Source organism: Pseudomonas sp. TR47 (assembly GCF_044143025.1).
Classification (GTDB): domain Bacteria; phylum Pseudomonadota; class Gammaproteobacteria; order Pseudomonadales; family Pseudomonadaceae; genus Aquipseudomonas; species Aquipseudomonas putida_E.
In genome coordinates this window covers 214,469-228,829 of the sequence record NZ_JBHFCS010000003.1, presented here as the reverse complement: position 1 = coordinate 228,829, position 14,361 = coordinate 214,469, and the positions used below count along the sequence as shown (strand labels likewise).

Genomic DNA, 14,361 nt, shown 5'->3' with positions numbered 1-14,361 from the left:
TATGGAACAACCCCTGAAGGTGATGGTGATCGACGATTCACGCACGATCCGCCGCACTGCGCAGATGTTGCTCGGTGAAGCAGGCTGCGAGGTGATCACCGCCAGCGACGGTTTCGATGCCCTGGCCAAGATCGTTGACCACCAGCCACAGATCATCTTCGTCGACGTGCTCATGCCGCGCCTGGATGGCTATCAGACTTGCGCCGTGATCAAGCACAACAGTGCCTTCAAGGACATCCCGGTCATCCTGCTGTCGTCGCGTGACGGCCTGTTCGACAAGGCGCGCGGGCGGGTAGTCGGCTCCGATCAGTTCCTGACCAAACCATTCAGCAAGGAAGAACTGCTCGACGCGATCAGGGCCCACGTGCCCGGGTTCGCCGCGCACGAACAACACGCACCCTGACCACGCCCGAGGTGGCGTGGCTTTTATTTTCCTGATGGGGAAACAGCATGGCCCGAGTTCTGATTGTCGACGATTCGCCGACAGAGATGTACAGATTGACCGAGTGGCTCGAAAAGCATGGCCACCAAGTGCTCAAGGCCAACAACGGCGCTGACGCTGTGGCCCTGGCCCGCCAGGAAAAGCCCGACGCGGTGCTGATGGACATCGTCATGCCCGGCATGAACGGCTTCCAGGCCACCCGGCAATTGAGCAAGGACCCGGAAACCAGCGCAATTCCTGTGCTCATCGTTACCACCAAGGACCAGGAAACCGACCGTATCTGGGCGCAGCGCCAGGGTGCGCGCGGCTTCGTCACCAAGCCGGTGGAAGAACACGCCCTGATCGCCAAGCTCAACGAAGTGCTGGGCGCTTGACCACCCGCCCCCAAGGCGCGTCGCTGACCGCCTTCGAGCTGTTGCTGGACATCGACCGGCGATGCCGACTGCTGGTTGCCGACCAGCCGCCGCAGGACACGCGCCTGCAGCAATGGAGCGGTATCGGTTTTCGCGTTGCCGGGCAGTGGTTCGTCGCGCCGATGGGCGAGGTGGCCGAAGTGTCGCGCGAGCCACGCAGCAGTCGGGTGCCGGGCGTACAGCCTTGGGTTTGCGGGGTAGCCAACCTGCGCGGCAGGTTGTTGCCGGTGATGGACCTGAGCAGCTTTTTCGGCCTCGGTCCCGCGGCAACGGGCAAGCAGCGGCGCGTGCTGGTGCTGGACCATGAGGACCTGTTCGTCGGCCTGCTGGTGGACGAAGTGCTCGGCCTGCAGCATTTTGCCCTGGATACCCTGGAACTTGCGCCGCCACAGCCGCTGATTCGCGCCGCTGCACGGTTCGTTCAGGGGCATTTCCCGCGTGAGCGCAACTGGGCCATCTTCAGCCCCTTCGCCCTGGCCCAGGCGCCGGGCTTTCTCGACGTGGCGCTATAGGACATTCGAACGTGAACAAGCCGGCCACCAATGTCGCCCCTACCAGCATGACCCCGCGCACACGCAGCATCGCTCAGATCACTGTGCTGTTCGTGGTGCTGATCCTGTCGATCATCCTGCTGTTCGCCAATTTTGCGTACCTCAACACCCAGTCCAATCACGACAAACAGTACATCGGCCATGCCGGCGAGCTGCGCGTGCTGTCGCAGCGCATCGCCAAGAATGCCACCGAGGCTGCAACCGGCAAGGCGCTGGCTTTCAAGCTGCTTTCGGATGCGCGCAACGATTTCGAGCAGCGCTGGAGCTACCTGCGCGAAGGTGACAAGTCCACTGGCCTGCCAGCGGCGCCCGCCGCCGTGAAGGATGAAATGGAAGCGGTGCGCCAGGACTGGGAAAACCTGCGCAAGGACACCGATATCATCCTGGCCAGCGAGCAGACCGTGCTATCGCTGCATCAGGTGGCGGCGACCTTGGCCGAAACCGTACCGCAGCTACAGGTCGAGTACGAGAAGGTTGTGGAGGTCTTGCTGCAGAGTGGGGCTCCGGCCAGCCAGGTGGTGGTGGCCCAGCGCCAGTTGCTGCTCGCAGAACGCATTCTGGGATCGGTCAACACGGTGCTGGCTGGCGACGACGCAGCCGCCCAGGCCGCCGATGCCTTCGGCCGCGATGCCAGCCGGTTTGGTCAGGTGCTCGAAGGCATGCTGGCGGGCAACCCGGCGATTCAGGTGACACGCGTCGAGGATGCCGACGCACGTGCGCGCCTGGCCGAGATCGCCGAACTGTTCCAGTTCGTCGCCGGTTCAGTCGATGAAATCCTTGAAACCTCGCCCGAGCTGTTCCGCGTTCGCGAAGCGGCCGGGAACATTTTCAGCCTCTCGCAAACATTGCTCGACGAAGCCTCGCACCTTGCCAACGGCTTCGAGAACCTGGCAGCCGGGCGTACCCTCGATACTGTGGGCGGGTATGTCCTGGGGCTGCTGGCGCTGGCCTCGATCATCCTGATCGGCCTGGTGATGGTGCGGGCAACTCATCGTCAACTGCAGGAAACCGCCGAGAAAAATGAGCGCAATCAGCAGGCGATCATGCGCCTGCTCGATGAGATCGAGGAGCTCGCCGACGGTGACCTGACCGTGACCGTGTCGGTGACCGAGGACTTCACCGGTGCCATCGCCGACTCGATCAATTATTCCGTCGACCAATTGCGCGACCTGGTGGCCACCATCAACCACAGCGCCGAGCAAGTGGCTGCCGCAGTGCAGGACACGCAAAACACTGCCCGCCAGCTGGCCAAAGCTTCAGAGCACCAGGCCGAACAGATCAGCGAGGCCTCCGAGGCGGTGGGTGACATGGTCGAATCGATCGACCGGGTTTCCGCGCATGCCTACGAGTCGGCCAAGGTGGCCGAGCGTTCGGTGGCGATCGCCAACAAGGGCAACGAGGTGGTGCATAACACCATCAACGGCATGGACAACATCCGTGAGCAGATTCAGGACACCGCCAAGCGGATCAAGCGTCTGGGTGAGTCTTCCCAGGAAATCGGCGACATCGTCAGCCTGATCGACGACATTGCCGATCAGACCAACATTCTCGCATTGAATGCCGCCATCCAGGCCTCGCTGGCGGGAGAGGCCGGCCGAGGGTTTGCCGTGGTGGCCGATGAAGTCCAGCGCCTGGCTGAGCGTTCGTCCTCGGCGACACGGCAGATCGAGGCACTGGTGCGCACCATTCAGGCCGATACCAACGAGGCAGTGATATCCATGGAACAGACCACCGCCGAGGTAGTGCGCGGTGCGCGCCTGGCGCAGGATGCCGGGGTGGCGCTGGCCGAAATCGAAGGGGTGTCGCAGAACCTCGCCGAACTTATCCACAGCATCTCCGACGCCGCCCAGTTGCAGACCTCTTCGGCAGGGCAGATCTCCCACACCATGTCGGTGATCCAGCAGATTACCGCGCAGACCTCCGCTGGCTCCGGCGCAACCGCCGACAGTATCCGCCACCTGGCGCGAATGGCCAGCGAGATGCGCCGCTCCGTGTCCGGTTTCACCCTGCCTGCACCTGCCGAGCGGCGCTGAGGAGTCATGATGGCTGCAGCAGTAAGCCCCGAGCGCCACGATACCGTCGCCCTGGCCTGGACCAAGGCGGCCATCCTCGATTGCCTGGGCCAGGCACGCCAGGCCCTTGAGCGCTTTGCCGGGGAGACGGACGATTTGTCCATGCTGGCGTTCGTGGTGGATAACCTGCACCAGGTTCACGGCTGCCTGCGCATGCTCGAACTGCGCGGTGCCACGCGCCTGGCCGAAGAGCTGGAGTTGCTGGCCAGGGCCTTGGCCGAGGGCCAGGTCAGCCCCCGCGGCGACTGCCTGGGCCCGCTGTTCCGCGGCCTTGAGCAACTGCCCTCGTACCTGGAGCGGCTGCGCGGAGCGCGGCATGACTTGCCGTTGGTCATGCTGCCGCTGCTTAACCAGTTGCGGGCTTGCAGGGGGGTAGAGCCCTTGGCTCAAGGCAGCCTGGTCAGTGGTGCGGCGCAGCGCTTTGCAGGCTCGGACGACCTGGCCAATCTAGACCTGTCGCTGGGCAATTGGCGTGAGCAGGTTCAGGCAGGGCCTGGGCGTGACGCCCTGCGTTCGGTGATCAGCGCATTGTGCGACGACCTGATGCGTATCAAGGAGCGTCTGGACCAGTTCGTACGCGGGGATCGTCAGCACAGCGAACAGCTGGACGCCCTGTTGGCCCCCTTGCGTCATGTGGCCGATACCCTTGCGGTCCTGGGCTTTCAGCAGCCTCGGCGGGTCATCATCGATCAGGTACTGGCCCTGCAGGCGTTGGCCCAGGGTGAACGCGTGGCGGATGACGCCGCACTCATGGATGTGGCGGGCGCCTTGTTGTATGTGGAGGCGAGCCTCAATGGCATGGTCGGCCCGCTGGAGCAGGGCGGGCAGGGGGGCTTGCCCGGCTCGGACCTGGCCGAGATTCGCCAACTGGTGTTGAACGAGTCGCTGAACGTGTTGCAGCAGGCCAAAGACCTGATCGGAGATTGCCTGGAGTCCGGTTGGCCGCGTCAGCGCCTGCAACCACTGCCGGGGTTGCTGCAGCAAGTGCGAGGGGCCTTGGCGATGCTGATGCTGCCGGCAGTTGCCGAAGTCTTGGCCGGTTGTGCAGGTTACGTGCACGGCTGGTTGCAGCACCTGGACGTCGAGCCGCCGCCGGAGGAGCTTGACCACCTGGCCGATGCCCTCAGCGCCAGTGAGTGTTACCTGCAATGGCGGGTGGCCGACCCTCTTGCCGATGCCCAACCTTTCCTCGACAGGGCGCGCGCCAGCCTGGCGGCGCTCGGTGTGCAGTGCTCGCTTGGCGAAGGCGTCATTGCCCAGGACGGCAGTACCGACGGGGTTGATGACGAGTTGCGCGAGGTTTTCCTTGAAGAGGCCGGCGAGCTGCTGCCGCAGATCGAGCGGCACTGGTTGCGCTGGCGCGCCGACAACAGCCTGCGGGATGCCTTGCTGGAGGTGCGCCGGGACTTGCATACGCTCAAAGGCAGTGGCCGGATGGTCCATGCCCAGGCGGTCGCCGAATTGGCATGGGGCGGTGAGCACCTGCTCAACCGGGTACTGGAAGGGCGTATGGCGCTGGCCCCGGAGGGTGTGGTGGCCCTGCAGCAGGTCGTGGTTCATTTGCCCGACCTGCTGGCTGACTTTGCCGCCGGCCAGATGCCACAGGTGACCGAGATCGAGCAGCTGGCGAGCCATCTGCATGCGCTGGCGGAAAACGATTCGCCGGCAGGTGCCGAAATCGATGGCCTCGATCCGCTGTTGCTGGACATATTCCGTAATGAAGCGCAGGGCCATCTGGCCAGCCTGGAGGCATTTCTGCAGGGCGCCGGGGGCCATGACACCGATGTCAGCGACACCCTGCAACGCACCTTGCATACCCTCAAGGGTAGCGCTGCGATGGCCGGCGTTTTGCCGATCGCCGAGCTGGCCACCGCGTTCGACCGGCTGGTACGCGAATACCGGGGCCACCACTTGCCTTTGCAAATGGCCGAGCTGGAATGGCTGGAAGCGGCGCGCGCACTGTTGCACCTGGGCCTCGCGCAATTGGGCAGCAGCCCGCTGGCTCCCATTCCGGGCGCGGCGCAGTTGATCGAGCAGGTCGGTGAGGCCGTGGACATGCGCTTGGCCAGCTTGCATGAGGAGCCGCAGCATGGGCGCCGGGGCAAGCGTGATCCACAGGTGATCGCCAGCTTCCTCGCCCAGTCGATGGACATTCTGCTGGATGCCGAGGCCCTGTTGTCGCGCTGGCAGGAGCAGCCTGGGCAACGCCAGTCGCTGGACAGCTTGCTCGATGAGCTGACCACCCTCTGTCACGGTGCGCACCTGGCCGACCTGAGGCAGATGGACGATGTCTGCGAAGCGTTGCTGGACCTGTATGGCGCGGTGGAAGAGGGCAGCCTTGCTGCTGATGAACGCTTCTTCGCCCAGGCACGGCAAGCCCATGGGGTACTCCTCGACATGCTCGACGAGATCGCTGCCGGCCAGGAACCGTCCGCCCGCCCAGCCTGCATCGACGGCTTGCGTGGCTTGCTGGACGACGCACTGGCACCCGATGCTACCGGCCTGGTGGCACCCGGGTCGGTCACGCGCCTTGATGGTCCCCCGGCACTGGCCGAAGAGGCCGAAAACCAGGGCGACAAGGAGCTGCTTGAAGTCTTCCTCGAAGAAAGCTCTGACATTGTTGAAAGCGCCGCCGCCGCACTTGCGCGCTGGCAGGCCGACCCGCGCAACAGCGCCGAGGTGGACAACCTGCTGCGTGATTTGCACACACTCAAGGGCGGGGCGCGCATGGTGGAAATCGCCGCCATCGGCGACCTGGCCCACGAACTGGAGTTCTTGTACGAACTGCTGGCTGCCGGGCGCTTGCCGCCTGGTGCCCCGTTGTTCGCCCTGTTGCAGAACTGCCATGACCGCCTGGCGCACATGCTTGACGCCGTGCGCCTGGGGCAGCCGCTGCATGCGGCTACCGCGTTGATCGACTACATCCGCAACTTCAGCAGCGCTGCCCTGACCGACAGCGCTGCCGGGCAGGCCCCGGCCGGGGCTGCACCTGCCGACGCACCTGCCGCTACGCCGGAGCGGGCTCCCGGTGACCTGGTCAAGGTGGACGCCGAACTGCTCGATGACCTGGGCAATCTGGCGGGTGAGCACTCGGTCATCCGTGGGCGTATCGAGCAACAGGTCAATGACGCCCAGTTCGCCTTGAGCGAGATGGAAACCACCCTGGAGCGCATGCGCGACCAGTTGCTGCGCCTGGATATGGAAACCCAAGGGCGAATCAGCAGCCGTCAGCCGTTCGAAGGTGACGCCTACGAGGATTTCGACCCGCTGGAAATGGACCGCCATTCCCAGCTGCAGCAATTGTCACGGGCGTTGTTCGAATCGGCTTCTGACCTGCTTGACCTGAAAGAGACGTTGGCCCAGCGCGCGCAGGAGGCGCAGGCCCTGCTGCAGCAGCAGGCGAGGGTGAACAGCCAGTTGCAGGAAGGCCTTACCGCCACGTTGATGGTGCCGTTCGAGCGCCTGGTGCCGCGCCTGCAGAGGGTGGTGCGCCAAGTGGCCAGCGAGTTGGGCAAGCAGGTCGAGCTGGTGGTCGGCAACGCCGAAGGCGAGCTTGATCGCAGTGTGCTCGAACGTATGGTTGCACCTTTGGAGCACATGCTGCGCAATGCTGTCGATCATGGCCTTGAAACCCGTGAAGCGCGTTTGGCTGCCGGCAAGCCTGAGCTGGGCACCATCCAGCTGAATTTGCTCCATGAGGGCGCCGATATCGTCATCGAGATGACCGACGACGGTGCCGGCGTGCCGCTGGAGGCTGTGCGGCGCAAGGCGATCAAGCGTGGCCTGCTGGACCCCCAGGCACACCTGAGCGACCACGAGATACTGCAGTTCATCTTGCGCCCGGGGTTTTCCACCGCAGAGAAAATCACCCAGATTTCCGGGCGTGGGTTGGGCATGGACGTGGTGCACGAAGAGGTCAAGCAACTGGGCGGCTCGATGAGTATCGAGTCGGCGCAGGGCAAAGGTGCGCGCTTTCTGATTCGCCTGCCGTTCACCGTGTCGATCAACCGTGCGGTGATGGTCCACCTGGGTGAGGAGCAATATGCCATCCCGCTCAACACCATCGAAGGTATCGTGCGCGTGCCGCCGGCCGAGCTGGCTCTCTCTTACCAGCGGGATGTGCCGCGCTATGGCTATGCTGGCCATGAATACGATTTGCGCTACCTGGGCGAGTTGCTGCAAGGCCTGCCACGGCCAAGCCTTCTGGGCCAGAGCGTGCCGTTGCCGGTGTTGCTGGTGCATTCGCAGGAACAGTCGTTCGCCATTCAGGTCGATAGCCTGTCGCCGAGCCGCGAGATTGTGGTGAAGAGCCTGGGCCCGCAGTTCGCCGCCGTGCCTGGGTTGTCTGGCGCGACCCTGCTCGGTGATGGTCGGGTGGTACTGATTCTTGATCTGCTTGGCCAGTTGCGCGGCCAACAGCGTCGCCTGGCGCGGCTGCCGGGGGGTAGCGGGGTGCAGCGCACGCTGTTCGGCCCGGCGCCGCGCCGGGCGTCGCTGGTGATGGTGGTGGACGATTCGGTGACCGTGCGCAAGGTCACCAGCCGCCTGCTGGAGCGCCATGGCATGAGTGTGCTGACGGCCAAGGACGGTGTCGATGCCATGGCGTTGCTGGAGGAGCACCGCCCGGATGTGTTGCTGCTGGACATCGAAATGCCGCGCATGGATGGCTTTGAAGTGGCTACCCGTATTCGTCGCGACGAGCGCCTCAAAGACCTGCCGATCATCATGATCACCTCGCGCACCGGGCAGAAACACCGCGACCGGGCCATGGCCATCGGCGTCAACGACTACCTGGGCAAGCCTTATCAGGAGTCGGTGCTGCTGCAGAGTATCGCCCATTGGAGCCAAACCCATGCTTGAGTTGATCGCAGGCCAGCGCAGCAGCCTGACCGGCCTGCTGTTGCCCTTGGGCGACCGAACCCTGGTGTTGCCCAATGTGGCGGTGGCCGAGCTGATCGGCCAGCGCAACCTGGTGTGCCAGCGTGCCGAGCCGGCCTGGCACCTGGGGTGGATCGATTGGCGCCAGCAGCACCTGCCGCTGATCGGCTTCGAGGCAGCGTGCGGTGGTGAAACTCCGTGCGGCGAGCGGGCGCGTATCGTGGTGCTGAACGCTTTGGGCGATACCGGGCTGCGATATCTGGCGGTGTTGCTGCAGGACATTCCACGCTCGTGCAAGCTCGACAGCCAGCTCAATTATGTGGATGTGGCGCTGGGTAGCCTGGAATTGGCGGCTGTGCAGGTGGGCGAGCAGGTGGCACGGGTGCCAGACTTGGTTGGGCTGGAAAGGCTGGTGCGTGACGCGCAGCTGCAATGACTGAAGCTGTAAGCTTGCAGCTTGAACCTTGCAGGTGCTTGGGAGGTCTGTGTTTGCATGTATCACGGTGAACGCTTCAACGCTTGGACCCATCTGGTCGGTGCCGTTCTGGCCTGCATCGGCGCCATCTGGCTGATCGTCGCTGCAGGCCTGCAGGGCGACCCCTGGAAGATCGTCAGCTTCTCCATCTACGGCGGCACGCTGTTGCTGCTCTACAGCATCTCGACCCTCTACCACAGCACCCGCGGCCGGGCGAAGGTGATCATGCGCAAGCTCGATCACCTGTCCATCTACCTGCTGATCGCCGGCAGCTACACACCCTTCTGCCTGGTGAGCCTGCGCGGGCCTTGGGGCTGGAGCCTGTTCGGGGTGGTCTGGGGGCTGGCGGTGATCGGCATACTGCAGGAAATCAAGCCACGCTCGGAGGCGCGGGTCCTATCGATCATCATCTATGCGGTGATGGGGTGGATCGTGCTGGTGGCGGTCAAGCCGCTGCTGCAAAGCCTGGGCACCGCCGGCTTTGCCTGGCTGGCGGCGGGCGGTGTGTTTTACACCGTGGGCATCATTTTCTTCGCATTTGACAGCCGATTCCGCCACTGGCACGGCATCTGGCACCTGTTCGTCATCGCTGGCAGCCTGATGCACTTCGTGGCGGTATCGCTCTACGTGCGTTAAAAATCGCCCCACAGCTGTTGCGCCACCGAAAGGGCCACCACCGGCGCTGTTTCAGTGCGCAACACGCGAGGGCCAAGGCGGGCAGCTTGGAAGCCTGCCCCCTTGGCCTGTTCGACTTCGGCATCGCTCAAACCACCCTCGGGGCCAATCAGGAACGCCAGGCGTGCCGGTTTGTCATGACTGGTCAGCGGCTCTGCGACAGGGTGCAAGACCAGTTTCAGGTCAGCATCGCTGCCCTTGATCCAGTCGGCCAAGGTCACCGGTGGGTGGATGATCGGCAGCGTCGAGCGGCCGCATTGCTCGCAGGCGCTGATCGCGACCTGGCGCCAGTGGGCGAGGCGCTTGTCGGCGCGCTCGTCTTTGAGGCGCACTTCGCAGCGTTCGCTGACGATCGGGGTGATTTCATTGGCACCCAGTTCGGTGGCCTTCTGGATGGCCCAGTCCATGCGCTCGCCGCGGGAAAGGCCTTGGCCGAGATGAATGTGCAATGGCGACTCGGCCTGGCCGGCAACGGCCTGGTCGAGGCTGACGCGCACGGTCTTCTTGCCCACTTCGAGCAATTGGCCCAGGTATTCCTGGCCGCTGCCGTCGAACAGTTGCACGGCAGCGCCGGGGGCCATGCGCAGTACGCGGCCGATATAGTGGGCCTGGGCTTCGGGCAGGTCGTGCTCGCCGAGGCTCAGGGGGGCGTCGATGAAGAAGCGGGACAGTCTCATGGTTCTGCTCAGGAAGAAGGTTGGACATCGTCCTTGTAGGCGCGGCCTTGTGTCACCAAAGGGCCGCACAGTAGCTCCGGTCATTTGGCGGCGCTGCTGATCCTTGGGGCTGCTGTGCAGCCCGTTCGCGACGCGAAGCCGCTCCTACAAGGCGTTGCGATTGCTGTGCTGTTAGCCCGGATCGCGGAAGTCGGGGTGGAAGTTTGCCGGTACCGCCACGCTGACGCTGTCTCGCGTGGCAATATCGATGCCTTCACTGGCCACCTCGGCAAGGAAGTCGATCTGCTCGGGCGTGATCACGTACGGCGGCAGGAAGTACACCACGCTGCCCAGCGGGCGCAGCAGGGCGCCGCGGGTCAGGGCATGCTCGAACACTTTCAGGCCGCGGCGCTCCTGCCACGGGTAGGCGACCTTGCTCGCCTTGTCCTGGACCATTTCGATCGCCAGGGCCATGCCGGTCTGGCGGATTTCGGCAACATGGGCATGATCGGCCAGGTGCGCAGTGGCGCTGGCCATGCGTGCGGACAACGCCTTGTTGGCCTCGATGACGTTGTCCTGTTCGAAGATGTCCAGGGTCGCCAGGGCCGCCGCGCAGGCCAGCGGGTTGCCGGTGTAGCTGTGCGAATGCAGGAACGCGCGCAGGGTCGGGTAGTCGTCGTAGAACGCCTGGTACACCGTGTCGGTGGTCAGGCACGCGGCCAGCGGCAGGTAGCCGCCGGTCAGCGCCTTGGACAGGCACAGGAAATCGGGGCGGATGCCAGCCTGCTCACAAGCGAACATCGTGCCGGTGCGCCCAAAGCCCACGGCAATCTCGTCGTGGATCAGGTGCACGCCATAGCGGTCGCAAGCCTCGCGCAGCAGCTTGAGGTAGACCGGGTGGTACATGCGCATGCCGCCTGCACCCTGGATCAACGGCTCGATTATTACCGCCGAGAGGGTCTCGTGGTGTTCGGCCAGGGTCTGTTCCATGGCTGCGAACATGTTGCGCGAATGTTCTTCCCAGCCCATGCCCTCGGGGCGCAGGTAGCAATCCGGGCTGGGGACTTTGATGGTATCGAGCAGCAGCGCCTTGTAGGTCTCGGTGAACAGTGGCACATCGCCCACCGACATGGCGGCGATGGTCTCGCCGTGGTAGCTGTTGGTCAGGGTGACGAAGCGCTTTTTTGCCGGCTTGCCGATGTTCTGCCAGTAATGGAAGCTCATTTTCAGCGCCACTTCGATGCACGACGAGCCATTGTCGGCATAGAACACCCGGTCCAGACCGGCAGGCGTCATCGCGACCAGGCGCTCGGACAGCTCGATCACCGGCTGGTGGCTGAAGCCCGCGAGGATCACATGCTCCAGCTGGTCGACCTGGTCCTTGATGCGCTGGTTGATGCGCGGGTTGGCGTGGCCAAACACATTGACCCACCAGCTACTGACCGCATCCAGGTAGCGTTTGCCTTCGAAGTCCTCGAGCCACACGCCTTCCCCGCGCTTGATCGGGATCAGCGCAAGCTGCTCGTGGTCTTTCATCTGGGTGCAGGGGTGCCACAAGACCTTCAGGTCACGCTGCATCCACTGATCATTGAGGCCCATTGGCACTTCTCCTGGCGTTACGGCATGTTTGACCGCGTAAGCCTAAGCAATGCCGGGAGGCAGGACAACCGCTGCGGGTCAATGACGACAGGTGCGGGTCCATTCGAGCTTGCGGATATGCACGGTGCCGGCTTTGGAGGTGGAGATGGTCAGGCGTCGAAACGGCCCGGGGAGGTGCTGGTAGCAGGGTTGAGTGCAGAAATGGCCAGGCATGAACTCGGTGTATCCGCTGCCCGAAAGCGTCAGCCAGTAAAAATTGTGCGGGGTCGGGGCAATCCCGTCCCAATCGACGCCCTCGGTATCCATGAGCATTGTCACATCTTCGAAATGCTGGTCGCTGACGACGTAGCATTCCAGGCGTAGGCTTTCGACTTCCTGGCTGAAGCTGATTTCCACTTCACTCTGCTCGCCAATCACCAGCTCGGTGCCATCTTCACCTTTGAAGGCTTCATGAACACCGGCCCATGAAGTGCCATTGCTGCGGATACGCAAGCCTGAGGGCGTCAGTAACGTTTGTTTGTGCCACAGGAGCTGCCTTTTGATGTGGGCAAAATGCTCCTCATAGATCATGCGCAGTTCCTTTTGTCGGTTTTTCCAGTCACCCAGACCAGCGTTGCGCAAGGGCAGCAGGCTCGTCTACTGACAAAAATGCCAGTTGCCAAAAGGACTTGATGGCGCTGTGGTGGCAGGGTCGGCATACCTGACGTATTCTTAACGCATCATCTCGGGGCGTCTTTGCCTCTTCCCATTTCTGTAACGTCAACTCGGAGTTCGCCATCATGGCTGCTGCTTGGGTGCGCCTGTGCGCGTTGGTATTGATCGGTGTGTCCAGCGGCGCCGCGCTGGCAAAGGACAAGACACCTTCGGCAATCGTGGTGGGTGGCGGCCTGGCAGGCCTGACGGCAGCCTACGAGCTGCAGAGCAAGGGGTGGCAGGTGACCTTGCTGGAAGCCAAGGCGGGTATGGGCGGCCGCTCGGGCCTGGCCACCAGTGAGTGGGTCGGCAACAGCAAGGCTCAGCCGGTGCTCAACCAGTACCTCGAGCGTTTCAAACTTGAAACACTGCCCGCGCCTGAGTTCGTACGTACTCCAGGGTATCTGATCGACGGTGAGTACTTCAGCGCCAGCGACCTGGCTACCAGGCAGCCGGCTACCGCCCAAGCCCTCAAGCGCTACGAGAAGACGCTCGATGACCTGGCCCGTTCGATCGATGACCCGCTCAAGCCACAGGCGACCAGTACGCTGTTCGCCCTCGACCAGATGAACGTTTCCACCTGGCTCGACAAGCTGCAGTTGCCCAGCACTGCACGGCAGCTGATCAACCAGCAGATCCGTACCCGCTACGATGAACCGTCGCGTCTCTCACTGCTTTACTTCGCCCAGCAGAGCCGTGTCTACCGCGGCGTCAGCGACCGTGACCTGCGTGCCGCCCGCTTGCCTGGTGGCAGCCCGGTACTGGCCCAGGCTTTCGTCAAGCAGCTGAAAACCATCAAGACCAGCTCGCCAGTCACCTCCATCGTCCAGGACAGCGGCGGGGTCACCGTCAAGGTCGGCAGCGCCAGCTATCAGGCCGATTACCTGGTCATGGCCGTACCGCTGCGTGCCCTGGCCAAGATCCAGATCACCCCTGGCCTGGACACCCAGCACGTCGCGGCGCTGAGGGGCACCAACTATGGTTGGCGCGATCAGCTGCTGCTCAAATTCAAGCAGCCAGTCTGGGAAAGCCGCGCGCGCATGTCTGGCGAAATCTTCAGCAACGCAGGCCTTGGCATGCTATGGATCGAGCCAGCACTCAAAGGTGGCGCCAACGTGGTGATCAACCTGTCGGGTGACAACGCCCGTCTGCTGCAGGCCTTCGGTGACAAACAGATGGTCGACCAGGTATTGATCCGCCTGCATGCCTTCTATCCAAAGGCCCGTGGCGCGTTCACCGGTTATGAGGTCAAGCGCTACAGCGCCGACGCCGGGACTGGCGGTGCTTACCTGGCTTTTGGCCCCGGGCAGATCAGCAAGTACTGGCGCCTGTGGGAGCGCCCGGTGCAACGCATTGCATTTGCCGGTGAGCACACCGACGCGCTGTACCCAGGCACCCTCGAAGGTGCCCTGCGCAGTGGCCAGCGTGCCGCCAGCCAGGTGCAGGACCTGCTGGCCGGCAAGTCGTTCGACCCCGTCAAAGCTGCCCCTGTAGCGGCAACTGCTGGGTCGCAGAAGGACAAAGGTGGGTTCTTCTCCAACATGTTTGGTGGTTCATCCGACAAAGAAGACAACGCCGAAAAGGCACCTGCCAAAGCCGAGCCGGTAAAGGCCGAGGAGGCGCGGGTGGACAAGCCTGGTTTCTTCTCGCGGCTGTTCGGCAGCGCTGGCAAGCCCGAAGCCAAGGCTGCTCCGGCGCCTGTCGAGGCAAAAAAGGCCCCAGCCAAATCGGAGCCTGAAACACAGGCCGTTACCCACTCCCAGGCCAAGGCTGGCTGATGGGTGATCGCCTGGCCCTGTCACCGTCAAGCGGACGGCAGGGCCAGGGCTGACAACCTGGAATTACCCGCTATCGTTAATGTTTCCTTAATAGCCAACTCGGACAATTACTATCGGATTTATCGATAA

The 14,361-nt window shown here is 63.5% G+C and carries 11 protein-coding genes; 8 read left to right on the top strand and 3 right to left on the bottom strand.

What is annotated here, in order from left to right:
* Position 1: 1 nt before the first annotated feature.
* The 7 genes from ACEWE8_RS05155 to ACEWE8_RS05125 are packed head-to-tail and all read left to right on the top strand — an operon-like array spanning position 2 to position 9,467.
* Entirely contained in the window at positions 2-403 is a 402-nt protein-coding gene (locus ACEWE8_RS05155; RefSeq protein ID WP_039602038.1) for a PleD family two-component system response regulator, read from the top strand.
* Positions 404-450: 47 nt separating this feature from the next.
* Complete coding sequence (pilH, locus tag ACEWE8_RS05150) at positions 451-816, top strand: twitching motility response regulator PilH (protein WP_012312415.1); 366 nt, start codon at positions 451-453, stop codon at positions 814-816.
* Positions 813-1,367: a chemotaxis protein CheW gene (locus tag ACEWE8_RS05145; RefSeq protein ID WP_046785027.1), complete on the top strand. Its 555-nt coding sequence runs from the start codon at positions 813-815 to the stop codon at positions 1,365-1,367. Before pilH ends, ACEWE8_RS05145 begins: the two co-directional genes overlap by 4 nt.
* Before the next feature lie 47 nt (positions 1,368-1,414).
* A complete protein-coding gene (locus tag ACEWE8_RS05140; protein WP_218176341.1) occupies positions 1,415-3,439 on the top strand; it encodes a methyl-accepting chemotaxis protein in 2,025 nt (674 codons plus the stop codon).
* A gap of 9 nt (positions 3,440-3,448) precedes the next feature.
* Entirely contained in the window at positions 3,449-8,338 is a 4,890-nt protein-coding gene (locus tag ACEWE8_RS05135) for an Hpt domain-containing protein (RefSeq protein WP_046785028.1), read from the top strand.
* Entirely contained in the window at positions 8,331-8,792 is a 462-nt protein-coding gene (locus tag ACEWE8_RS05130; protein WP_012312419.1) for a chemotaxis protein CheW, read from the top strand. Before ACEWE8_RS05135 ends, ACEWE8_RS05130 begins: the two co-directional genes overlap by 8 nt.
* A 57-nt stretch (positions 8,793-8,849) precedes the next feature.
* The gene (locus ACEWE8_RS05125) at positions 8,850-9,467 is read left to right on the top strand and encodes a hemolysin III family protein (RefSeq protein ID WP_046785029.1); all 618 of its coding nucleotides are present in this window, start codon (positions 8,850-8,852) and stop codon (positions 9,465-9,467) included.
* Here ACEWE8_RS05125 and ACEWE8_RS05120 read toward each other — a convergent pair.
* The 3 genes from ACEWE8_RS05120 to ACEWE8_RS05110 all read right to left on the bottom strand — a co-directional run bounded on the left by ACEWE8_RS05120 (position 9,464) and on the right by ACEWE8_RS05110 (position 12,331).
* Positions 9,464-10,183 (bottom strand): 16S rRNA (uracil(1498)-N(3))-methyltransferase, encoded by a 720-nt coding sequence (locus ACEWE8_RS05120; RefSeq protein WP_046785030.1) that lies wholly within the window; start codon positions 10,181-10,183, stop codon positions 9,464-9,466. The two genes, ACEWE8_RS05125 and ACEWE8_RS05120, sit on opposite strands and share 4 nt — an antisense overlap.
* A 171-nt stretch (positions 10,184-10,354) precedes the next feature.
* A complete protein-coding gene (locus ACEWE8_RS05115; protein ID WP_046785031.1) occupies positions 10,355-11,761 on the bottom strand; it encodes an adenosylmethionine--8-amino-7-oxononanoate transaminase in 1,407 nt (468 codons plus the stop codon).
* Positions 11,762-11,839: 78 nt separating this feature from the next.
* Entirely contained in the window at positions 11,840-12,331 is a 492-nt protein-coding gene (locus tag ACEWE8_RS05110) for a hypothetical protein (protein ID WP_046785032.1), read from the bottom strand.
* Between the two features lie 209 nt (positions 12,332-12,540).
* Between ACEWE8_RS05110 and ACEWE8_RS05105 the strand changes: the two genes are divergently transcribed.
* On the top strand, positions 12,541-14,232 hold the full coding sequence (locus tag ACEWE8_RS05105) for a flavin monoamine oxidase family protein (RefSeq protein ID WP_046785033.1): 1,692 nt from the start codon (positions 12,541-12,543) through the stop codon (positions 14,230-14,232).
* Positions 14,233-14,361 lie beyond the last annotated feature (129 nt).

What these genes read in the sequence shown, in the direction of transcription:
- ACEWE8_RS05135 (WP_046785028.1), top strand. Translation starts at nt 3,449, where the DNA reads ATGGCTGCAGCAGTAAGCCCCGAGCGCCACGATACCGTCGCCCTGGCC.
- ACEWE8_RS05130 (WP_012312419.1), top strand. Translation starts at nt 8,331, where the DNA reads ATGCTTGAGTTGATCGCAGGCCAGCGCAGCAGCCTGACCGGCCTGCTG.
- ACEWE8_RS05105 (WP_046785033.1), top strand. Translation starts at nt 12,541, where the DNA reads ATGGCTGCTGCTTGGGTGCGCCTGTGCGCGTTGGTATTGATCGGTGTG.
- ACEWE8_RS05140 (WP_218176341.1), top strand. Translation starts at nt 1,415, where the DNA reads ATGACCCCGCGCACACGCAGCATCGCTCAGATCACTGTGCTGTTCGTG.
- ACEWE8_RS05115 (WP_046785031.1), bottom strand. Translation starts at nt 11,761, where the DNA reads ATGGGCCTCAATGATCAGTGGATGCAGCGTGACCTGAAGGTCTTGTGG.
- pilH (WP_012312415.1), top strand. Translation starts at nt 451, where the DNA reads ATGGCCCGAGTTCTGATTGTCGACGATTCGCCGACAGAGATGTACAGA.
- ACEWE8_RS05155 (WP_039602038.1), top strand. Translation starts at nt 2, where the DNA reads ATGGAACAACCCCTGAAGGTGATGGTGATCGACGATTCACGCACGATC.
- ACEWE8_RS05120 (WP_046785030.1), bottom strand. Translation starts at nt 10,183, where the DNA reads ATGAGACTGTCCCGCTTCTTCATCGACGCCCCCCTGAGCCTCGGCGAG.
- ACEWE8_RS05125 (WP_046785029.1), top strand. Translation starts at nt 8,850, where the DNA reads ATGTATCACGGTGAACGCTTCAACGCTTGGACCCATCTGGTCGGTGCC.
- ACEWE8_RS05110 (WP_046785032.1), bottom strand. Translation starts at nt 12,331, where the DNA reads ATGATCTATGAGGAGCATTTTGCCCACATCAAAAGGCAGCTCCTGTGG.